The organism is Xanthomarina sp., assembly GCF_035306705.1.
Lineage (GTDB): Bacteria > Bacteroidota > Bacteroidia > Flavobacteriales > Flavobacteriaceae > Xanthomarina.
In genome coordinates this window covers 1-21,315 of record NZ_DATGNO010000147.1, presented here as the reverse complement: position 1 = coordinate 21,315, position 21,315 = coordinate 1, and the positions used below count along the sequence as shown (strand labels likewise).

The 21,315-nt window shown below is 35.5% G+C and carries 18 protein-coding genes; 6 read left to right on the top strand and 12 right to left on the bottom strand.

Annotated features, from left to right (window positions below):
- Positions 1–148: 148 nt before the first annotated feature.
- On the top strand, positions 149–547 hold the full coding sequence (locus tag VKY47_RS11935) for a helix-turn-helix domain-containing protein (RefSeq protein WP_324313038.1): 399 nt from the start codon (positions 149–151) through the stop codon (positions 545–547).
- A gap of 59 nt (positions 548–606) precedes the next feature.
- Here VKY47_RS11935 and VKY47_RS11930 read toward each other — a convergent pair whose 3' ends face one another.
- From VKY47_RS11930 to VKY47_RS11905, 6 genes are all read right to left on the bottom strand, one after another.
- A complete protein-coding gene (locus VKY47_RS11930) occupies positions 607–1,092 on the bottom strand; it encodes an ABC transporter ATPase (protein ID WP_324313037.1) in 486 nt (161 codons plus the stop codon).
- Positions 1,093–1,094: 2 nt separating this feature from the next.
- On the bottom strand, positions 1,095–1,886 hold the full coding sequence (locus tag VKY47_RS11925; protein WP_324313036.1) for a (Fe-S)-binding protein: 792 nt from the start codon (positions 1,884–1,886) through the stop codon (positions 1,095–1,097).
- A gap of 69 nt (positions 1,887–1,955) precedes the next feature.
- Positions 1,956–2,402: an LNS2 domain-containing protein gene (locus VKY47_RS11920; RefSeq protein ID WP_324313035.1), complete on the bottom strand. Its 447-nt coding sequence runs from the start codon at positions 2,400–2,402 to the stop codon at positions 1,956–1,958.
- A gap of 87 nt (positions 2,403–2,489) precedes the next feature.
- Positions 2,490–3,797 carry a (Fe-S)-binding protein gene (locus VKY47_RS11915; protein WP_324313034.1) on the bottom strand — a complete coding sequence of 436 codons (1,308 nt, stop codon included), beginning with the start codon at positions 3,795–3,797 and terminating at the stop codon, positions 2,490–2,492.
- Between the two features lie 17 nt (positions 3,798–3,814).
- Positions 3,815–4,762: an MlaD family protein gene (locus tag VKY47_RS11910; protein WP_324313033.1), complete on the bottom strand. Its 948-nt coding sequence runs from the start codon at positions 4,760–4,762 to the stop codon at positions 3,815–3,817.
- 55 nt (positions 4,763–4,817) lie between these two features.
- Positions 4,818–5,936: an N-acetylmuramoyl-L-alanine amidase family protein gene (locus tag VKY47_RS11905; RefSeq protein ID WP_324313032.1), complete on the bottom strand. Its 1,119-nt coding sequence runs from the start codon at positions 5,934–5,936 to the stop codon at positions 4,818–4,820.
- 199 nt (positions 5,937–6,135) lie between these two features.
- On the opposite strand from VKY47_RS11905, the gene VKY47_RS11900 reads away from it, so the two are divergent.
- Complete coding sequence (locus VKY47_RS11900; RefSeq protein ID WP_324313031.1) at positions 6,136–8,886, top strand: putative LPS assembly protein LptD; 2,751 nt, start codon at positions 6,136–6,138, stop codon at positions 8,884–8,886.
- Positions 8,887–8,933: 47 nt separating this feature from the next.
- Complete coding sequence (locus tag VKY47_RS11895) at positions 8,934–9,314, top strand: Rid family detoxifying hydrolase (protein ID WP_324313030.1); 381 nt, start codon at positions 8,934–8,936, stop codon at positions 9,312–9,314.
- 68 nt (positions 9,315–9,382) lie between these two features.
- Here VKY47_RS11895 and VKY47_RS11890 read toward each other — a convergent pair whose 3' ends face one another.
- Entirely contained in the window at positions 9,383–11,716 is a 2,334-nt protein-coding gene (locus VKY47_RS11890) for a S9 family peptidase (RefSeq protein ID WP_324313029.1), read from the bottom strand.
- Positions 11,717–12,151: 435 nt separating this feature from the next.
- Here VKY47_RS11890 and VKY47_RS11885 point away from each other — a divergent pair, with 435 nt between their 5' ends.
- Genes VKY47_RS11885 through VKY47_RS11875 form a run of 3 tightly spaced genes read left to right on the top strand, consistent with a single transcriptional unit; the run spans position 12,152 to position 14,984 of the window.
- Positions 12,152–13,141 (top strand): type I phosphomannose isomerase catalytic subunit, encoded by a 990-nt coding sequence (locus VKY47_RS11885; RefSeq protein ID WP_324313028.1) that lies wholly within the window; start codon positions 12,152–12,154, stop codon positions 13,139–13,141.
- A gap of 5 nt (positions 13,142–13,146) precedes the next feature.
- Positions 13,147–13,899, top strand: a complete 753-nt coding sequence (locus tag VKY47_RS11880; RefSeq protein WP_324313027.1) for an HAD-IIB family hydrolase — start codon at positions 13,147–13,149, stop codon at positions 13,897–13,899.
- A gap of 2 nt (positions 13,900–13,901) precedes the next feature.
- Complete coding sequence (locus VKY47_RS11875) at positions 13,902–14,984, top strand: glycoside hydrolase family 130 protein (RefSeq protein WP_324313026.1); 1,083 nt, start codon at positions 13,902–13,904, stop codon at positions 14,982–14,984.
- 39 nt (positions 14,985–15,023) lie between these two features.
- Here VKY47_RS11875 and pgi read toward each other — a convergent pair whose 3' ends face one another.
- From pgi to VKY47_RS11850, 5 genes are all read right to left on the bottom strand, one after another.
- The gene (gene pgi, locus VKY47_RS11870; protein ID WP_324313025.1) at positions 15,024–16,676 is read right to left on the bottom strand and encodes a glucose-6-phosphate isomerase; all 1,653 of its coding nucleotides are present in this window, start codon (positions 16,674–16,676) and stop codon (positions 15,024–15,026) included.
- 75 nt (positions 16,677–16,751) lie between these two features.
- Positions 16,752–17,474: a 6-phosphogluconolactonase gene (pgl, locus tag VKY47_RS11865; protein ID WP_324313024.1), complete on the bottom strand. Its 723-nt coding sequence runs from the start codon at positions 17,472–17,474 to the stop codon at positions 16,752–16,754.
- 5 nt (positions 17,475–17,479) lie between these two features.
- Positions 17,480–19,000: a glucose-6-phosphate dehydrogenase gene (gene zwf / locus VKY47_RS11860; RefSeq protein ID WP_324313023.1), complete on the bottom strand. Its 1,521-nt coding sequence runs from the start codon at positions 18,998–19,000 to the stop codon at positions 17,480–17,482.
- 44 nt (positions 19,001–19,044) lie between these two features.
- Entirely contained in the window at positions 19,045–20,475 is a 1,431-nt protein-coding gene (gndA, locus tag VKY47_RS11855) for an NADP-dependent phosphogluconate dehydrogenase (protein WP_324313022.1), read from the bottom strand.
- A gap of 7 nt (positions 20,476–20,482) precedes the next feature.
- Positions 20,483–21,097 (bottom strand): HAD family hydrolase, encoded by a 615-nt coding sequence (locus VKY47_RS11850; RefSeq protein WP_324313021.1) that lies wholly within the window; start codon positions 21,095–21,097, stop codon positions 20,483–20,485.
- Positions 21,098–21,315: the final 218 nt, after the last annotated feature.

Sequence of the window (21,315 nt, the reverse complement as noted above, 5' to 3'; positions counted from 1 at the left end):
ATTAGCTTAAATGCTCTAATTCAATAAGTTATATGTAACTATATAAAGTATTAATTTATATGAAATATGACTTATTTCTAAAACAATAGTACATATTACATTATAATTGTTACATTTGTAAATAGAACTATTTAACAAAGTGTTTACAATGATAAACAATGAGGATTTTATAATAAGGCTCCAAAAAGTGATTGATTTTTACAATGAAAACGCCTCTTCTTTCGCAGAAAAAATTGGAGTGCAACGTTCTAGTATTTCCCATATCCTATCTGGAAGAAACAAACCTAGTTTGGATTTTGTTATGAAAGTAATCTCCACTTTTCCAGAAGTAGAATTATATTGGCTATTAAACGGCAAAGGTCTATTTCCAGGAAAAGATAACGTTCAAGGTGAAATTGATTTTGAGAATCCTGTGAAGGAAACAAAACCAACAAATGTCGTTTCAGAAATAAAACGAATAGAAAGAAACAGCACTTCAGAAAAAACGATTGAGCGTATTGTTATATTTTATTCTGATGGAAGCTTTAAAAGTTTTGAAGATTTTTGACAAAAAAAAAGCTTGAATAAAAATTCAAGCTTTGTATAACTACGTTATTTAAAAAAAAATTATTTTAAAAATCGGCTGTGCCAACTATCGCTTGCAGGAACTTCCCAATTTTCGTTGAATTCTGCAATATTTACAACCAAATTATTAAATACGATGGTGTTTTTAGACACGGCTTTTTCCTTGGCCATTTTCTTGAAATCGATCAAAGTTTTATAGGCTATGAATTCTCCTTGTTTATAGGAGACATTCATTTTATCCAAAAGATCCACTTGGTATTCCTTTTCCAATCCTTGAATAAAATGTACGGAAGCGTCAATAGAACAACCTGTGGCTGCACCTACTTGCTGATCCAATCCAATAACAATAAAGCGTTTGTAAACTATTTTGTAGCCCGCTTGCAAGTCGCTGCCATGAGCCGTCCAATTTTCTATAAAGATATCCAATTTGGTTTCGAGCTCCATTATTTCGTTATCCGTAAAAGAACGGTTGCATTGATAAATCCAAACTTTGGACTCTTCGGGTAAGGTATTAAAATCTACTAACATGTTTATTCTAGTGAGTTTGCAATTAGTTCTGCAATATCCAACACTTGGATACTTTCTTCTTTTTCTTTGGCTTTTACACCATCCGTCAGCATGGTATTGCAATAAGGACAACCCGTTGCAATAATATTTGGTTTAATTTCCAGAGCATCTTCTGTTCTTAAAACATTGATATCTTTATCTCCTTTTTCTGGTTCCTTGAACATTTGTGCACCTCCAGCTCCACAGCAAAGCGCAGAATTTCGGTTGCGCTTCATTTCTACCAATTCCACGCCTAAGGTTTTTAGCAATTGTCGAGGAGCTTCATAAATATCGTTTCCACGACCTAAGTAACAAGGATCGTGAAATGTAATGCGATTACCACTTAAATGCGAAGTTTTTCCTAAGGTTAATTTTCCAGATTTTAAAAGTTCATTAATAAACTCTGTATGATGTTGTACTTGAAAATGACCTCCAAGTTCTGGATATTCATTTTTTAAAGTATTGAAAGAATGTGGATCTGTAGTTACGATTCGTTTTACTTGATAGGCATTTAAAATTTCAATATTTGAAATGGCCTGCATTTGAAACAAAAATTCGTTTCCTGCGCGTTTGGCCAAATCGCCTGTTGAACTTTCTTCTGTTCCTAAAACAGCAAAATCAACATTAGCTTTATTTAGAATCTTAACAAAAGCTCTTGTTATTTTTTTTGCTCTATCGTCGTAACTTCCAGCAGCACCAACCCAAAATAAAATTTCCGGTTCTCTGCCTTCAGCCATACATTGCGCCATGGTTGGCACTTTTAATTGTTCGCTCATTGTATTAAATGCTTTAATTATGAGATTAGCTACGCTGAATCTTTGATTTCCTGCATATACAGGAACTTGTTACTCATTATCACCATCATCAAAAACTTGGATGGTTGCCTTTTTATCTACTAAATCTGTAAATTTTCCTTTGTATCTGGTAGCTTTCACCAAATGGTTATCTATCCAATGATAATTGCCTCCACGAGGTTTTCCCATGAGTAAACTATGGTATTTAAAGCCATGTTTTTCTAACCAAGTTTCGGTATAAGCTCTATGTTCTTCCAATCTAGATGTGAAAAAACAAATTAGATGACCATCTTCATACCATTTATTGCATGTTTCTAAGGCATCTGGATAAACTGCTGCTGTTAACATACGTTCCGGTTCTTCGTTTGGAATGTCGTCACAGATGGTTCCGTCTATATCTATTAAATAATTTTTAATCCCTTTTGGCAAAATCGGACTTACCTTTTCACCTGCTTCTACTTTTTCGTGTAATAATTTGTCTGCGTCTTCTCTTTTCATATAAATGCCTGCAAAAGCAGTTGTCTTTTTAATTATTTCAATATATAAATATTACTAGATTGATATTCCTGACTACGAAGGAATTAGCTATTCGTCTTTCCAATTCAATCTATCCATTTGATTATAAGGCCATGGTGCTCCGTTGTTTTCAATATTTGTCATCATATTATTAAGTTCCATTGGAGCGGCACTTTGCTCCATAACCAAATAACGTCTCATATCGATAATAATAGATAAAGGATCGATGCTTACCGGACAGGCTTCAACGCAGGCATTGCAGGTAGTACATGCCCAAAGTTCTTCGGCAGTTATATAATCGCCTAAAAGTTGTTTGCCATCATCTTTAAATACACCATTATTAGCATCCATGTTTTTACCAACCTCTTCCAATCTGTCTCTGGTATCCATCATGATTTTTCTAGGAGACAATTTCTTTCCGGTTAAATTGGCAGGACATTCACTCGTACAACGTCCGCATTCGGTACAGGTATAAGCATTCAATAATTGCACCCAACTTAAATCTTGTACATCGCTTGCTCCAAATTTTGCAGGCATTTCGGCCTCTGCTCCTTCTGGCGGCGCAGCAAAGGGATCGACATTTGGATCCATCATCATTTTAACCTCTTTGGTAACAGCCGCAAGATTATTAAATTGTCCCTTAGGTTTTACCTTTCCATAATAGGTATTTGGAAATGCCAATAGAATATGTAAGTGTTTAGAAAAATATAAGTAGTTTAAGAAAACCAAAATTCCAATTATATGTAACCACCAAGCTGTACGTTCTATAATGTGGACGGTTGTATCCGGTAGACTGCTAAACCATGGCGCTATAAATTGAGAAACAACGTTTCCAGAATTCATTAATTGAAAATGAATATCTGTAGCATTCATAATCAAGAAAAGAGTCATTAACACCATTTCAAAATACAGAATGTTATTGGCATCGTTTTTTGGCCAGCTGGTCATTTCACTATTCCAAAAACGTCGTATTTTTATAATGTTTCTTCGAATCCAGAATATGGTTACAGATATGAAAACCAAAAGAGCTAACACTTCGAAGGTTCCTATTAAAACACCATAAAATTCCTGATAATAAGAAAAGACTCTCCAGGAACCGGTCAAGCCGTCTATAACTATTTCTAATAATTCTATATTAATTACCACAAATCCAACATACACTACAACGTGCAGAAAACCAGCAATTGGTCTTTTAACCATTTTGCTTTGTCCTAAGGCTATCATGGCCATGTTTTTCCAGCGTTGCGACTTATTATCGCTAACATCAACATCTTGCCCGAGCTTGATATTTCTGATAAGTTTTTTTACATTCCTGGCAAAATAGCCCAGACCTACAATAAGTAATAAAGCAAATAAAATGTTTGGGATATAGTTCATTGGTTAAGTTGGTTTAGTTATTGCCTTTCGTCTTCTGGTTTTTCGAAGTCGTCTTTATTTTTTCCACCAAAAACAGATACGTGGATGTAACGTTTTGGGTTTAATTTAAAATCTTGTAGCAATTCGCTTAGTTGTCCTGAAGCCACTTCAAGATTGTGGTATAGTTTTTCGTCTTTAAGTAATTTTCCCATGGAGCCTTCCCCATTGTCTAAACCTGTTAAAAGTGAGTTTACATTTTGTAATGTGTTGTCCAAATTTGCAACGGTTTTAGAGAATTCAACATCTTTTAAATCTTCAGAAAGAACAGCTAGATTTTTACTAACAGCGTTAAAATTACTGATAACTTGAGTTAAACTATCTTGATTTTTGGCTATTAAATTATTAAAAGATCCTGATAGGGTTTTAAACGACGTTAAGGTAAGATTTAATTCTTTTATGGCGTGCTTCAAACCATCGTTAGAATCGTCTTGTACTAAACTATTGATGTTTACCAATAACGAATCGGCCGATTTTAAGGTAGAATCCAAACCTTCACTTAAACCAGAAAAATTTTCTGAAAGATCTTTTATGAGTCCAGGTTCTACTTCAGATTGTAACATATCTCCGCTTTTGGCGAATTCTTCATCTTTGGCAGTAATAATGGCAAGTCCATTCCCATCCAAGAGTCCCATTGGATAAAGCCTCATTTTACTGTTTTTTGAAAACCGTAAATCCTTGTCCACTGTAAATGAAACCAGCGTTTTACCAGTTTCCACAACGTAGGTTATTTTATTTATTTTCCCAACATTATTACCTTTAATTGTAACTGGAGAGGCCGTTGTTAAACCATTATAATCGAATTCTGTATAAAATGTATCAGAAGAATCCAGTAGATTTTTGCCTTTTAAATAATTAAAGCCAAAAATTAGGAATAGAATTCCAGATATGACTAAGATAGCAGTTTTAACTTCTCTTGATAGTTTCAAATTATATGTATTTAGTTACCTAACAAAATTAGAAATAAATTTATAAAGAATGGCTCTAATTTGTAGTAGATTTTAACGCCTCGTCTAAAGGAATAATTTTACCTTCTCTATATGCAACAATAAAACTTGAGGGATACCCCTTAGATTTAGCATACTGCTGGAAATCTTTAATTTGGTTATAATCGGAAGTGTACCCATAATAATATTTATAAAGTCCATTAATTTTGTCTCTAGTTATATCTTCCAATCCTTTAAAATTAAATGGTTTTAGTTCAATTTCTCGAGAACTGGCAGCAATTTGCACTTTAAACACCACGTTTTTATAAATTTCGGCTGGTTTCGGATTTTCGAGCGCCACGACCTTTGATTCTTGATAAACGAAATTATCAATGTTTTGATAAATAGTATGTTTATAATCCAAAATAGCTTTTTCTATAGCTGTAGACATTTCTTTTTGTCCTTTGCTCGAATTTAAATAAGGACCTTCTTGCTTATTGGTAATAAACCCTGTTTCAATTAAAACACTTGGCATAATTGTTTGATGTAACACTATAAATCCAGCTTGCTTAACACCTCTGTTCTTGCGCTTTAACGAATTTGTAAAGTTGTCTTGAATTAAACTAGCAAGAAGAATGCTTTGATCTAAATACTCCTCTTGCATAAGCGTTAAACCAATAAAGGAACCAGGAGAATTTGGATCAAATCCCTCGTAGTTTTTCTCGTAATCATCTTCCAAGTAGATAACTTCGTTTTCGGCTTTTGCTACATTAAAATTGGTGTCGTTCCTGTTAATCCCTAATACATAGGTTTCCGATCCATAAGCTTGAGTATGGTGTGCATTACAGTGAATGGAAACAAACAAATCGGCTTTGGCTTCGTTTGCAATTTTACCTCTTCTAAATAAATCGACAAAAACATCTGTTTTTCTCGTATAAACCACTTTAATATCAGGGTTTTTTTCTAACTCTTTCCCTACCTCCAAAGCAATCTTTAATGCAATGTCCTTTTCCTTATACCCATCTTTAGATGGTTTTCCTGGATCTTTTCCACCATGCCCTGCATCTAAAACCACAACAAATTTATTGGAGTTATCTTGTGCATACAAGCCAGTAATACTTATATGGAATAAAACACATAAGATAAATAAGAAAAGTATATTTGATTTCGTTTTCATGTAATAATATATAATGTTTTTTATTTGTTACATGGAACAGCCATATATTCCTTTTCTTTGAGTTTAAAAGGTTAATCATGGATGTATCACATATATAATAACAACTATAGAGCAAGTTTATTACTCTAAATAATTAAGGTATAATTAAATTTTCGAATTTTTCCGTTTATTAAATTAATCACAAAAAATATATGTAATTTTGGCAATTCAAAAACCGAGCCATACTTTTACAAAAATACATTTAAAAGCGTTGCATACAAACAACTTTTACATACTTTTTGCCTTAAGTTTTACAGTGTTTATCAACACTTTTGGCTTCGCTCAAGACATTCCAAAACCTGGAGGAAACATTCCACCTGAAAAAACTAACGATACCATTACTGTTCAGGTTGATTCCTTAGAGAAAATAGAGGTTTCAAAAGTTGAACAAGACTCCACCCTAAAAGATTCCATAAAGCCCAAGCCAGCATTATTAGCGTCTACGGTTACATACAAGGCAAAAGACTACACCTCTTTTAATAGTAAAGAGCAAAAACTCTATTTATATAATGAAGCTGAAGTGTATTTTCAAGACATGGAACTAAAAGCGGGAATTATAGTTATAGATTACAATAAAAACGAAGTATATGCCGGTCGAATAAAGGATTCCGCTGGAGCCTATACACAACGTCCCTCCTTTAAACAAGGAGATAATTTAGTAGAACCGGATTCGATTAGGTTTAATTATAAAACTGAAAAAGCCTTGATTTTTAATTCGAAAACCGAGCAACAAGGCATGCAGATATATGCGCCAATTACTAAAAAGGAAAACGATTCGGTGATCTTTTTATACAAAGGTCGCTTTACAACTTCAAAAGACATAGAAAATCCAGAATATTACTTTCAAGCCAATAAAATAAAATTAGTTCCTGGAAAAAAGATTGTTGTAGGACTTACCAATATGGTAATTGCAGATGTACCTACTCCAATTGGTTTGCCATTTGGGTTTTTTCCTTTAACCAAGACACAAACCTCTGGAGTTTTAATTCCTAGTTTTGGAGAGCAAAGCAGTCGTGGGTATTTTTTACAAAATGGAGGTTATTATTTTGCCATTAGCGATTATATAGATCTTGCTGTTTTAGGAGATTACTACACCAATGGTAGTTATGGTTTGCGTTTTGAAAGTGATTATGCCATACGTTATAAATTTGCTGGAAATTTAGGATTTAGATACGAAAACCTGATTAATAGTGAACGTGGTTTCCCCGATTATTCGAAATCTACCATTTACAACATTCGATGGTCTCATACTCAAGACACCAAATCGAGTCCAAGCTCCAGATTCTCGGCCTCTGTTAACTTAGGAAGTAGTAAATATTATCAAGAATCCATCAACCAAGTAAATGCACCAAGTTTTTTAAATAACACCATGGCCTCATCGGTTTCTTATTCTAAAACCTTTCAAGGGGAACCACAAGTAAATATGAGTGTGGCAGCTACCCATTCTCAAAACACCAATACCGAGTCTATTAGCATGACTCTGCCTACCCTTCAAGCAAGTGTAAGTAGAATTTATCCGTTTGAACCAAAAACAGGTTCTAAAAAAGGTGCTCTTCAAAATATCAACTTTCAGTACAACGTAAGAGCAGAAAATAGAATTCAGACCACCGATTCCTTATTCTTTAAAAAAGAAATGTGGGAACAGGCCCAAAACGGAATCAGTCATAATATACCACTTACTACAAATTTTAAAGTCTTAAAATATTTAAGCTTAAGTGCAACAACCAATTACAAGGAAACCTGGACCTTTAAAACAGTGGATAAATATTATGATGAAACGACAGAACAAGTCATAACCAACGATAACAATGGGTTTGCTTCATATAGAACTTACGATTTTAATACAAGTTTAGGAACCACTTTATACGGAATGTTCAATTTTGAAAAAGAAGGAGAAGATAAAAAAATAAAAGCGCTTAGGCACGTAATGAGACCTTCCATAAGCTATACCATCAATCCGTCTTTCGATCAGTATTATGACACCTATGAAGTAGTTAGTGCCGACGGTTTAACTAGAGAAGAAGTGGAATACTCCAGGTTTGAAAAATCTGTTTATGGCTCTCCAAACAATCGATATTCCAGTACAATTGGATTTGCTTTGGGAAACAATATAGAAATGAAGGTTCGCGAAAAAGATTCCGCTAAAACCGAACCAAGAAAAATAAAATTGCTGGACAACCTAAATTTTAATACTGGTTACGACATTGCTGCCGATTCCTTAAACTGGAGCAATCTCAACATTTCTGGAAGCACCCAATTATTAAAGGATAAAATGGCAGTTAACTTTGGAGCTTCTTTAAACCCGTATGCCTTAGATAACAACGACAACCTAATAGATAAGTGGAATGTTGACAATGGTGGAAGTCTGTTTAGACTAACAAGTGCCAATGTCACCATGAGTTATACGCTTTCCAATACAACTTTTACCGGTGGAGAAACCAAAGAAAGTTATAATGAAAATCTAAGAAGTGGTGGCCGAGCTGATGATTTATTTGGACGTTCGCAAGATTTTGCAGATAATAGTTTTTATGAAGACGACGACGATGAAGAAAAAACACCAAGCGATTTGTACACAAGTCTCATTCCTTGGAGCATACGTTTTGCCTATGCTGTTAACTATTCGAATGTGAGGCGTGAAGATGAGATTTCCTCGCATTCCCTAATGTTCTCTGGAGATGTGGAATTATCCCCACGTTGGAAAGTTGGAGCATCTTCTGGTTACGATTTTAAAAATAAAGGTTTTACCTATACTTCTTTAAGATTTGAAAGAGATTTATTAAGTTGGAGAATGAGTTTAAATTGGATTCCTTTTAGCGATAGAAGCTCTTGGAATTTCTTTATTGGAATTAAATCCAATCTACTTAAAGATATTAAATACGATAAACGAAGACAATCAGATAAACAACTATAGTAGCAGTTGTTTTTCCTATTAGTTTACAGAACGAAAAAAATTTATTTATGAAAAAAATCATCAATTCTCCCCACGCTCCTGCTCCAATTGGCCCATATAACCAAGCTGTTTTAGTTAATAACATTTTATACACTTCCGGACAAATAGCTTTCAATCCTGAAACTATGGAATTGGTTTTAGAGGATATTAAAACAGAAACCAAGCAGGTTATGGAAAATTTAAAAGCTGTTTTAAAAGCTGCAGATATGACTTTTGAAAACGTTTTTAAAGCGACTATTTTTATAAGCGACATGCACAACTTTTCGAAAATAAACGAGGTATATGCTACCTATTTTAATGAGGAAACTGCCCCGGCAAGAGAAACCGTGGAAGTTGCCAACTTGCCGAAATTTGTAAACGTTGAAATTAGCATGATGGCTTGTAAATAAGCCGAAAGCCTTTTGAAAATAATGAAACTTTATTTTCAAAAGGCTTTCATTTATATTCTATTATCAAGTTATTTATCGAGTAAGCTTTCTTGAAATAGCTTATAAATTCTCAGGTATTCATCTGTCCAACTACTTGGTTCTACAAATCCATGTCGCTCTACAGGATAAATTGCCATTTCCCAATTTTCCTTTCCTAATTCGATTAAGCGTTGCGACAGGCGAACCATGTCTTGAAAATGGACGTTATCGTCTATCATTCCATGTAAAATCAATAAATCTCCTTGTAATCCATCTGCAAAGTAAATAGGAGAACTTCTTCTGTACGCCAAACTATCAGTTACCGGCGTATTTAAAATTCTTGCTGTATAACCATGATTATAAGCAGCCCAATCCCCAACTGAACGAATAGCAGCTCCGGCCGTAAATGTTTCAGCTTCATTAAACATAGCCATAAGCGTTATAAAACCCCCATAAGAACCTCCGTAAATGCCTATTTTGTCCTTATCGATTCCGTATTTACTCATTAAATATTTAGCGCCATCTACTTGATCGGATAAATCCTTTCCGCCCATATGTCTATAGATTCCAGTTCGCCAATCTCTTCCATAACCAGCACTACCACGATAATCAATATCTAAAACGGTGTAACCATTATCAACTAATAAATTATGAAACATGTATTCTCTGTAATAAGAACTCCACCATTGATGGGCATTTTGTAAATAACCAGCGCCATGAACAAAAATTACAGCTGCTCTATTTTTTACATCCGTTTTTGGCTGATATAATCTAGCATACACTTCTGCACCATCTTCGGCTTTAAATGTGATGATTTCCGGATCTTTCCAAGAGTAATTCTTAAAAGTTTTAGTAGTAGAATGTGTGATTTGTTTTGGTACGGTCTTTTTTGATGTGAACAACGGGTTTTCCTGAACATACAATTCTGTAGGTTTATTAGAATAAGAATAAAGAATGGCCATTTGTTTTTCATCCGGTGAAAGCGTGACATCATTTTTTCCTACTCTATCTGTTAAGGCTGTAAACTTTCCTCCTGTTATAGACATGCTATAAAACTGACGATCTCCTGGATGATTTTTATTTGCAGTAAAATACCAACGTTTTTCATCTTTAGAAATCTGTGGATTATATATTTCAAAAGCACCTTCAGTCAATGGTTTAACTCTTTTTGAAACCACATTCATGGTATATAAATGTGAATAGCCTGTTTTTTCCGACATATACCAAATACTTTTATTATCTGGCAACCAACCTAAGTCTCCTCCACCATAACCTCCAATTCCAGGGCCGGCAATCCACGCATCGTCATGTTGATGGTCTAAATTTTCAATAGTTCCAGTTTCTACATTCAACAATACAATCCAACGATCTTTATAATCGTTTGTATTAATATCCAAAACACCAAATTTTCCATCTGGACTCCAAGTTGGTCCAGAAATATATCCGATTCTATTCTCGTTTTTATAAGGTTTATCTGGATAATCTTTCGTGTATTCTGGAATATAATCTAGACCTTTTAAATTATCCAAAACAACAGGATATGTTTTTCTTTTTTCAAGATCGTAAACAAACAAGGTGTATTCGGTTTGCTCGTCTCCCACCTTAGAACGTGTGTTTTCATCTTCTGTATAGCCAGATTCCGTAACGTAATGAGGCATGATGGTCTTTTTGTTTTCAGTACGTTTTGCTAATACGTAAGTGACGTACTTTCCATCGGGACTTATTTTTTGGTTTAAAACGGATTTCCCTTCTAAATATATTTTTAATGGTTTTTTAGCATCAAATCGTTTCATTAAACTATCATGTTGATCCGATTTCTCTTTTCGTTCCTTTAATACATCAAAAAGTTCTAACTGATCCTTATTTATCCATTCATCTTTTTTGCTCTTGGCCGCTTCTTTCTTTTCTTTCTTTAAAAAATTCGTGACTTGTGTGGTTGTTCCTGTTTTTATATCCCATTTATAGAGATTCTGATCTTTTACATAAGCAACTTGCGTATCGAAATCTGTAAAATGAACTTGACCTTCAAAATCCGAAGTTGCAGTAATTTGCGTAATTTTATTTGTAGCAATATCTACTACAAATACATCTCCAAATTTGTTATATATTTTTTTGGATTTTTCTTTATTTAAAATCGCATTTGAAGCGGGCAAAGCAAACTCCGTTTCAAAATCTATTTTAGAAATCTTATCGGTTTTTAATTGATAGCCATAAAGGGAATCGCTTAAGGCTGCATCAGGATTCCAATCGAAATAAATAACATCTTTTTCCTCGGACCAACTCACGTTTGAAGGTAAATGACCAATAAAATCATCACCTTGCATGATCTCTTTAATGGTTAATTCTGAAAGATTGTTTTTTTGAGCAAGGGCAAAATAGCTCATCAAATATAGACTTGAAAATAATAGAATGTTTTTCAATTTCATAATAAATAGATTCAATAAAATAATAAGTTTACGAAGTTAGTCTTTCTAGTGTGGAATGTCAAAATCGAAGTTGAATAATCCGGCCCTTTATCTTTAAGCACTTATTTATAATATAAAATCTTGAGAAATAAAATTACATTCTGTACCCATCAATTTAAGTAGTGAAGACTTAAATTTTATTGACTTACAAAAGATTCAAAATCTGTAAAATCTGTAAACATTGACGCAAATATGTAACACAATTCCCATGATTATATGCAACCTTTACGATACTTTTTATACGATGAAACTAGTGTTTTCTTCACCAATCATCCAAGATAAAATTGGAAGAATTTTATTTAAGAAAGGTTTTAAAATTAAAAAGTTGAAAATAGTATTTTAATATAGTTTAAGATGAAAAATAAAATCTATCCTCTAAAATTTGAACCCATTTATCAATATCGTATATGGGGAGGCAGAAAACTGGAACATTTACTTTCAAAACCACTCCCTAAAGACGACCCCATAGGGGAAGCATGGATATTGAGCGATAGGAAGGATCATGCAAGCGAAGTCTCTGAAGGCGAACTAAAAGGAACAACAATTACAAAGTTGATGGAAGACTACCGTTATGAAATTATGGGAAAGATGGGAGACCACTTTGAGAGATTTCCTCTTTTATTGAAATTTTTGGATTGCAACGAGGTTTTGTCGGTACAAGTACATCCATCGGACGATCAAAAAGAGTATATCCCAAAAGGTGATACCGGAAAAACTGAAGCTTGGATAGTTATGGAAACTAGTGATAACAGCCGTATTTACGCTGGATTAAAAAAAGGAACTACTAAAGAGAATTTGCTCGATTCAATTCATAATAAATCGGTGTCCGATCATCTCCACAGTTTTGTACCTAAAAAAGGAGATGCTGTATTTATCCATTCGGGAACAGTACATACCTTGAGCGGAGCTGTTGTTTTTGAGGTTCAGGAAAATAGTGACACCACTTTTCGTCTATATGATTGGGATCGCACAGATATTAAAACTGGAAAACCGCGCGAACTTCAAGTGGATAAAGCAATGGCTTGTATTGATTTTGATCAGGTGGATATCGGTCCAATAACACCAGTAAAAAGTGAAATTATAAAAAATGCCGAAAAACTTTTCGACAATGAACATTTTAAGCTTTGGCGCATTAAAAGCGAATCTGAATTTCAAGCAGGTTTAAAAGATGAGCCCACCATTCTTATTTGCATAGAAGGAAAAGGCAGTATGAACTATATGGATACTGAATACACTATTGACAAGGGGGAAGTGATGCTATTGCCAGCGATTATTGGGCAGCTGGAACTTAAACCTCAAGAGAAAATCACATTACTTCAAATAGCTATTCCCGAAAAAAAATAACAAACATGAAAAAGTTAATTATATTCGATTTGGATGGCACGCTGGCAAAAAGCAAATCTCCTATCGATGAGGAAATGGCAGATCTTTTAAAAAAATTATTGGAAGTGAATCATGTATCTATAATTTCTGGTGGAGATTGGCCTCAATTTCAAAAACAGGTATTGAGCAATTTACCGAAAAAAACAATTCTAAAAAAACTAACAATCCTTCCTACATGTGGGACTAAATTCTACCAATACAAAAAGGATTGGGAGGAATTATACGAAGAAAATTTTACGGAGGAGGAAAAAAGGAAAATTCTGGATAGTCTTCATAAAGCGATCAAAGCATCTGATTTGGACATCAAAAAAACTTGGGGTGAACAAATTGAGGATCGAGGGAGTCAGATAACCTATTCAGCATTAGGACAAGAGGCCCCGCTAGAAGAAAAAAAAGGTTGGGATCCTGATTTTGAAAAACGTAGAAAAATTGTAGAACCTCTCAAAAAGACACTAAAAAATTTTTCTATTGGAATGGGAGGAACAACTTCCATTGATATTGTAAAACCAGGAATCGACAAGGCATATGGCATAAAAAAACTTGAAGAGATGTTGAAGTTCAATATCCCTGAAATGCTATTTGTTGGAGACGCTCTTTTTGAAGGTGGTAACGACCATCCTGCTAGAAAAACTGGCGTGGACTGCATTCAAGTTAGAGATGCCGAAGAAACCAAAAGAATTATAGAAACAATAATTGCCTGCAACACTGAAAATAAATAATTATGACACCTTTTAAACTACATCGAATTTGTACCATCATGAAACCTGAAAAAGGGAACGAATTTGAAGTTGAAGGGGTGCTGAATCCTGCAGTTACTCGTGGACCTGAGGGGAATCTCTACCTATTTCCCCGACTGGTTGCCAAGGATAATTATTCGCGTATCGGAATTGCAAGAGTTGTTTTTAATGAAACCGGGGATCCCGTGGATGTTGAACGCTTGGGAGTGGTACTAGAACCCAATGCCGATTATGAAAAACGTCCCAATGGCGGCGGTGGTTGCGAAGATCCGAGAATAAGTTTTGTTAAAGCTGTTGGACATTATATAATGACCTACACGGCTTATGGACCAAATGGACCGCGTATTGCCATGGCACGGTCAAAAGATCTATTTAACTGGGAGCGAATGGGTTTGATATGTTTTACACTGTATAAACCTGTAGATTTTAATAATGTAGATGATAAGGATGCTAGTTTTTTTCCAACAGAACTTCCAAGCCCCCATAATCATAATTCTATAGCGATGTTACATCGCCCACTTTTTCCCGACACCATTCCTAAAGAAACGATAAAAAAAGATAACGATCGGGAAATAGACAAACACAAGGAAAGTATCTGGATATCTTATTTTAATTTAAAGGAAGGAAAAAACACTTCCTTGGTAAATGCTAAATTTACTTCACATCACTGTCTTGCACATCCTGTATATCCTTGGGAAAATTTAAAGATTGGTGGTGGGGCACCTCCAATTCTAACAAAACATGGTTGGTTGTTGATATATCACGGAGTACGAAAACATAAGGACTCTACCAAAAACAACCCGAAATACACCTACTCTGCGGGGGCTATGATTCTTTCGGAAAAAGAACCACAAAAAATACTGTATCGCTCACACGATCCCATTTTAACTCCGGAATTGGATGATGAAATTATTGGAACTGTTGGGGATGTAGTCTTCCCTACTGGTACAGATCGTCGAGATGATATTGGACAACCCAATAGAATTGATGTATATTATGGAATGGCGGATAATTGCATTGGTGTTGCAAAAATGGAAATACCCGAACACATACCGCTAACGCATTAGTTTAAAGATTGTTATCATCTTCAAATTTTAACTTCTCTACTACTTACGCCACTTTTTATAGGCATTAATTAGTCCCTTGGTAGATGTATCATGAGATTCAATTTTGTCATCATTATCTAGTTGAAGCAACACCTTTTTAGCCAATTGCTTTCCAAGTTCTACCCCCCACTGGTCAAAACTAAAGATATTCCAAATAACACCTTGAACAAATATTTTATGTTCGTATAGTGCTGTAAGAGCACCCAAAGTAAATGGTGTAATCTCTTTCAGCAAAAATGAATTGGTGGGTTTATTTCCAGTAAACACCTTAAACGGAATTAATTTCTCCATTTCAAGTTTGTCCATTCTCTGCTCTCTTAATTCATCAGCAACCTGATTAGCAGTTTTTCCATTCATCAAAGCTTCCGTTTGCGCGAAAAAGTTAGAAATCAAGATATGATGATGTTCCCCAATTGGATTATGGCTGATAGCAGGAGCGATAAAATCGCATGGAATTAAATGTGTTCCTTGGTGAATAAGTTGATAGAACGCGTGTTGTCCATTGGTTCCAGCTGCACCCCAAACTACCGGACCGGTGCTGTAAGTGACATTATTTCCATTTCTGTCGGTATGCTTGCCGTTGCTTTCCATATTGCCCTGTTGAAAATAAGCCGGGAAGCGATGCATATATTGATCGTAAGGCAAAATAGCTTCGGTTTCAGAACCAAAAAAATTGGTGTACCATATTCCTATCAAAGCCATAATTACAGGTATATTTTCCTTAAATTCCGTAGTTTTGAAATGGTTATCAGTTGACTCGGCACCTTTTAGTAATTGTTCAAAATTATTGTAACCAACCGTAAGTGCAATGGAAAGCCCAATGCTGCTCCAAAGACTATAACGTCCCCCTACCCAATCCCAAAAAACAAACATATTTTCGGAGGCAATTCCAAACTCGTTCACTCCCTTTTTATTAGTTGAAAGTGCCACAAAGTGTTTGGCAACGTGTTTTTCATCCTTAGCCGATTTTAAAAACCACTCGCGTGCGGTATGAGCGTTTGTCATAGTCTCTTGCGTAGTAAACGTTTTTGAGGCAATGGTAAAAAGTGTCTCTTCTGGATTTAAATTTTTGAGCGTTTCTGCGATTTGGGTACCATCCACGTTGGAAACAAAATGGGCATTAATGCCTTTTACCCAATATGGCCGAAGGGCTTCTGTAACCATTACTGGACCTAGGTCACTCCCACCGATACCTATATTTACGATGTCGGTTATCCTTTTACCAGAATAGCCTTTCCACTCCCCATTGTGGATTTTTTCGCAAAAAGATTGCATTTTTTCTCGCGTTTCACGGACTTCCGGCATAATATCCTGCCCATTTACGAGCATGGGTTTATCTGAAAAATTTCGCAGAGCGATGTGCATAACCGCACGATCTTCCGTTTGGTTAATTTTCTCACCCGCAAACATTGCTTCCTGAGCTGCTTTTACTTTACAATCATCTGTGAGTTGCAGTAACTTTTCAAGAGTTTCCTCTGTGATCAGATTCTTGGAATAATCAAAAAGAATATCCCCAAATTGAAGGGACATTTTTTCAAATCTTTTGGGATCTTCTGCAAAAAGATTTTTCATCTGCACTTTTTGCAGGTCTTTTTGATGTTCGCTTAAGGCTTTCCAAGCTGGTGTTTTAGTGGGATTTATTTTTGGAAACATGATGTTTTCAATTAAATTTATATTAATAATAAACTCTCCAGATCTAACAGGTTTTTGAAACCTGCTAGGTCTCTTCTATAGCTTTGAGGCGGCGGCGGTATCTAAATACCAAACAACCTTCTTTTTATTCGATTTTATTAATCGCGCAGGATACATCGCTGTCTCTCCTTCTGTATCTTCCAAAACCCTATATACTGCCTCCGCTTTATTTTTCCCAAATACCAAAAAAGCAATATTTTGTGCTTGATTGATAAGTGGCGCTGTCATTGTTATTCGGTCCATACCCACTTGTTCGACAAACACTGATTTAATGGTAGCTTCGGATTCCTTTAACACCTCAGTATCTGGAAAAAGTGAGGCCGTGTGGGCATCATCACCAAGACCCAAAAGTATAAAATCGAATTCTATGGGTTTATTATAAAAATGTGCTGTTATGGAATTCGCGTATCTTTGAGCTGCTTCTGCTGAAGAGCCCGTTGTATCGACTTTAAAAATATGGGAATCTGCAATTTTCAAAGAATCAAACAACACTTCTTTCGCCATGAGTGAATTTCGTTGTGAATCATTTTCTGGTACAAAACGTTCATCGCCAAAAAAGAAATAGGTTTTGTTCCAATCTATTTTATTTCTATAAGTTTCGGACGCCAACAATTTGTACAGTTTTAGCGGGGAACTTCCACCAGAGAGCACAAAATTAAATTGACCACGTGCTTCAATCGCCTCTTCTGCAACCTTTCGAATAGCTTCGGTCAATACGATTATCAATTCATCTATTTCTTTATAAATCTTCAATATCATCTCTATTATTTTTTGTTGTTTTCGGAAAGACTAAACCAATGAAATCCATCCTTTGCAATGAGAGCTTCCGCGTTTTCGGGACCCCAAGAATCTGCAGGATAATTAGGAAAATTTGCCATCTTATTGCTTTCCCAGAAATTGAGCACGGGCATTATTAATTCCCAGGCAGCTTCCACTTGATCTGCACGCATAAAGAGGGTTTGATCTCCCGAAATAATATCCAATAAAAGCGTCTCATAAGCTTCCGGGGATTCAGATTTCGACTTTCCGGCATAATCGAAGACCATATCCACAGTATTCAAACTCATTTCAAGGCCAGGGGTTTTGCCTTCCATTTGAAACCGGATACCCATATCGGGTTGAATACTGATTACAAGTCTGTTTTGTTTGGGAACGTGGCCTGCTTCACTTTGAAACATATTATGAGGCACTTCCCTAAACTGAATTGTAATTAGAGACGATGTTTTGAAGAGACGTTTCCCTGTGCGCAAATAAAAGGGTACACCTTGCCAGCGCCAGTTATCCACATAAAATTTTAAAGCTGCATAAGTTTCTGTGTTTGAATTAGGAGCAACCTCTTCTTCCTCCCTATATCCAGGAACTTCTTTTCCTTCCACCCAGCCAGGACCATATTGTCCTCTAGCGGCAATAGTATCCACCTTACCAGGAAGAATTTTTCTCATTGCCTGTAAGACCTCAACTTTGCGATTACGAACTACATCAGCATCAAAATTAATGGGTGGTTCCATAGCAATAGTACAAAGTAATTGCAATAAGTGGTTTTGTACCATATCGCGTAAAATGCCTGCATTGTCGAAATAACCGCCACGGGAACCAATTCCAATTTGCTCAGTAACAGAAATTTGAACGTGTTCAATATGGTTTCGATTCCAAAGTGGTTCCATAATAGAATTTGCAAAACGGAAGGCCATAATATTTTGTACTACTTCTTTTCCTAAATAATGGTCTATTCTATAAATCTGTTTTTCATCGAAAATAGTAAGTAGTCTTTTATTAAGTGCCTTTGCCGATTTAAGGTCGCTACCAAATGGTTTCTCAATTATGATACGGGTGGTATCTTGGTTATTTTCCAATTTACTCTTGGATATATTTTCTGCGATGGTGCATAAATATTCAGGTGACACCGCGCAATAATAAATTATGGATGGATTTTCTTTCCACTCTTCCTTAAGCGCATCAATTCTAGAACCAAATTCCTTATACTCCGCAGCATCTTTTATATTGGCAATCTGATAGGTAATATTTGATGCAAACTTGGACCAATCTTCATTTCTGGCCTTCCCGCTTCGTGAAAATTCATCAACGGCTTCCAATAAGGAATTTCGGTATTTCGCATCGGTAAATTTGCTTCGTCCTGTGCCGATAACAGCAAAGTTTTCGGGGAGGCGATTTTCAAGAAACAAATTGTAAAGCGCAGGTATAATTTTCCTTTTGGTAAGATCTCCCGTACCTCCGAAAATAATAAATATGGCTGGATTTGATTCTTGATCTGATGTCTTTGGCATAACTTTTAAATTTTAAAAAGTTTTAGATTATTAAAATGTACTATTTAATTTTTAGGTTCTTCCCATTCGGTATGAAAAACACCTTCTTTTCCTTTAAGCTCATAGGTATGTGAGCCGAAATAATCCCGTTGCGCTTGAATAAGGTTTGCGGGCATTTCTTCACTTCTGAAATTATCAAAATAATTCAAAGCCACAGAAAATGCCGGAGCTGCAATACCATATCGGGCAGCGTCAGAGACTACGGTTCGGATGCCGGGAATGCTTTTGAAAAGAATATCGTGAATGTTCTTGTCTAAAAACAGATGCTTCAATTCCGAATTTATTTTATACGCGGCATAAATATCGTCTAAAAATGCGGAACGGATGATGCAGCCGCCACGCCATATTTTCGCGATTAAATGAAGGTTTAATTTATAATCATATTCCTCATTTGCGTGATAAAGTAAGTGCATTCCCTGGGCATAAGCAGAAACCATTGCAAAATAAAATGCCTCTTCCATCGAATGGATGTATTTTTCACTGGTATCATTATACTTTGCTTCTTTCGGATTAGAATAGATTTCCGAAGCCTTCGTGCGTAAAGTTTTGTATTTTGAAAGATCTCGCATAGAAACAGCAATATCAATAATTGGAACGGGAAGATTTAAATCCATTGCTGCTTGCGATGTCCATTTTCCAGTACCTTTTGCCTTCGCTTCATCTTTTATGTCATTCAATAAAATGTGGTTTGACCCTTCCTTTTTATAGGCGAAAATATCACGGGTAATTTCCAATAAATAAGATTTTAATCGTCCATTGCTCCATTTTTCAAAGACGTCGTGAATTTGTGAATCATTATAATTTAGACCGTTCTTTAAAATCTCATAGGTTTCTGAAATCAATTGCATCAAGGCATATTCAATACCATTGTGTACCATTTTTACAAAATGCCCCGCTGAGCGTTCCCCCATATATGCCACTGTTGGTTCGCCGTTTACGTGAGCTGCTATTTTTGTGAGAATGGGTTTTACAACTTCATAAGCTTTTTTATCTCCACCCGGCATCATGCTTGGTCCCCGACGGGCGCCTTCCTCTCCACCCGATACGCCCATACCGATAAAGTGAAATCCTCTTTTCTCCAAGTCTAAAAAACGCCGATCAGTATCTGTAAAATGGGAATTTCCACCATCGATTATGATATCTCCCTTGTCGAGAACCTCAACCAACTCTTCGATTACCCCATCTACAATTTTGCCGGCTGGGACCAACATCATAACTATTTTTGGGCTGTTCAGACTTTTCACAAAATTATTCAATTCTGAAAATCCCTTAATACCATCCCGATTTAGTTTGTTGAGAGCATCTACCTTCTTAGAGTCTATGTCGTAGCCAGCACAGCTATAGCCGTTATCGGCAATATTTTGTAAAAGATTGGAACCCATGGTGCCGAGACCAATCATTCCAAATGCATTTTTATTTATAATCTCCTTATTCATGATGCGGTTATTTTTGTATTAAGCTTTCGAGAATTTTTTGTGATGTTTCAAATTTTTGATGATGAATAGCGTTCATTCCTAATTTCTTTGCGGTATTTACCAGTAATTCCCTATCATCAAAGTAAACACATTCTGATGGCTTTATTTGTACAATTTGCATAGCTTTTTTAAAGATACGCGGATCAGGTTTACGGATACCTAGATAACAAGATGAAAAAAAGCCGTCGAATACTTCGTGTAGATTAAACTTTTCGATGCGATAATCATTGAGTTCCCTACTTTCGTTGCTAAGCGCAAATACGGGGAGGTCAGTATTCTTTTTCCAATTCCTTATCCATGGAAGCATCTTCGGCAATTCCACCGATTGTGCGTACATAAAATCCTTAAATTCATCTTTCGTAAAATCACGGGAGCAATGAAACACGGCAGTGTCGAGATATTCGTCCATCGAAATACTGCCAATCTCAAAAACGTTGTAAATAAAATTATGGAGGACGTTCATCTCTTCATAGTCGAAGCCAAAATGTTCAGCCGCCTTTTGTCGAGATTCATGACCCCAGCCATTGGTGAGAAATACACCGCCAATGTCGAAGAAAACGACTTTTATTTTTGAAACATCCATTTATTATTTATTGATATTGTTGTAAGTATTTTAGAGTCTAGGCATAAACATAATTCTTAGCACTCGAAATCAGGTTCACTTTAACTCGGTATTAATCTTTCTTTTTTTTCTGATCCGCGATGCTTTTAAGCAATTTGTCATAGGCTTTATTGAATTTATCTATTCCTTCATTTTCCAGTTTTTGAGTGATTTCGTCAATGTCGATTCCTTTTTGCTTT

Coding starts and splice junctions, on each gene's coding strand:
- VKY47_RS11935 (WP_324313038.1), top strand. CDS start 149: ATGATAAACAATGAGGATTTTATAATAAGGCTCCAAAAAGTGATTGAT.
- VKY47_RS11930 (WP_324313037.1), bottom strand. CDS start 1,092: ATGTTAGTAGATTTTAATACCTTACCCGAAGAGTCCAAAGTTTGGATT.
- VKY47_RS11925 (WP_324313036.1), bottom strand. CDS start 1,886: ATGAGCGAACAATTAAAAGTGCCAACCATGGCGCAATGTATGGCTGAA.
- VKY47_RS11920 (WP_324313035.1), bottom strand. CDS start 2,402: ATGAAAAGAGAAGACGCAGACAAATTATTACACGAAAAAGTAGAAGCA.
- VKY47_RS11915 (WP_324313034.1), bottom strand. CDS start 3,797: ATGAACTATATCCCAAACATTTTATTTGCTTTATTACTTATTGTAGGT.
- VKY47_RS11905 (WP_324313032.1), bottom strand. CDS start 5,936: ATGAAAACGAAATCAAATATACTTTTCTTATTTATCTTATGTGTTTTA.
- VKY47_RS11895 (WP_324313030.1), top strand. CDS start 8,934: ATGAAAAAAATCATCAATTCTCCCCACGCTCCTGCTCCAATTGGCCCA.
- VKY47_RS11890 (WP_324313029.1), bottom strand. CDS start 11,716: ATGAGCTATTTTGCCCTTGCTCAAAAAAACAATCTTTCAGAATTAACC.
- VKY47_RS11885 (WP_324313028.1), top strand. CDS start 12,152: ATGAAAAATAAAATCTATCCTCTAAAATTTGAACCCATTTATCAATAT.
- VKY47_RS11880 (WP_324313027.1), top strand. CDS start 13,147: ATGAAAAAGTTAATTATATTCGATTTGGATGGCACGCTGGCAAAAAGC.
- VKY47_RS11875 (WP_324313026.1), top strand. CDS start 13,902: ATGACACCTTTTAAACTACATCGAATTTGTACCATCATGAAACCTGAA.
- pgi (WP_324313025.1), bottom strand. CDS start 16,676: ATGTTTCCAAAAATAAATCCCACTAAAACACCAGCTTGGAAAGCCTTA.
- pgl (WP_324313024.1), bottom strand. CDS start 17,474: ATGATATTGAAGATTTATAAAGAAATAGATGAATTGATAATCGTATTG.
- zwf (WP_324313023.1), bottom strand. CDS start 19,000: ATGCCAAAGACATCAGATCAAGAATCAAATCCAGCCATATTTATTATT.
- gndA (WP_324313022.1), bottom strand. CDS start 20,475: ATGAATAAGGAGATTATAAATAAAAATGCATTTGGAATGATTGGTCTC.
- VKY47_RS11850 (WP_324313021.1), bottom strand. CDS start 21,097: ATGGATGTTTCAAAAATAAAAGTCGTTTTCTTCGACATTGGCGGTGTA.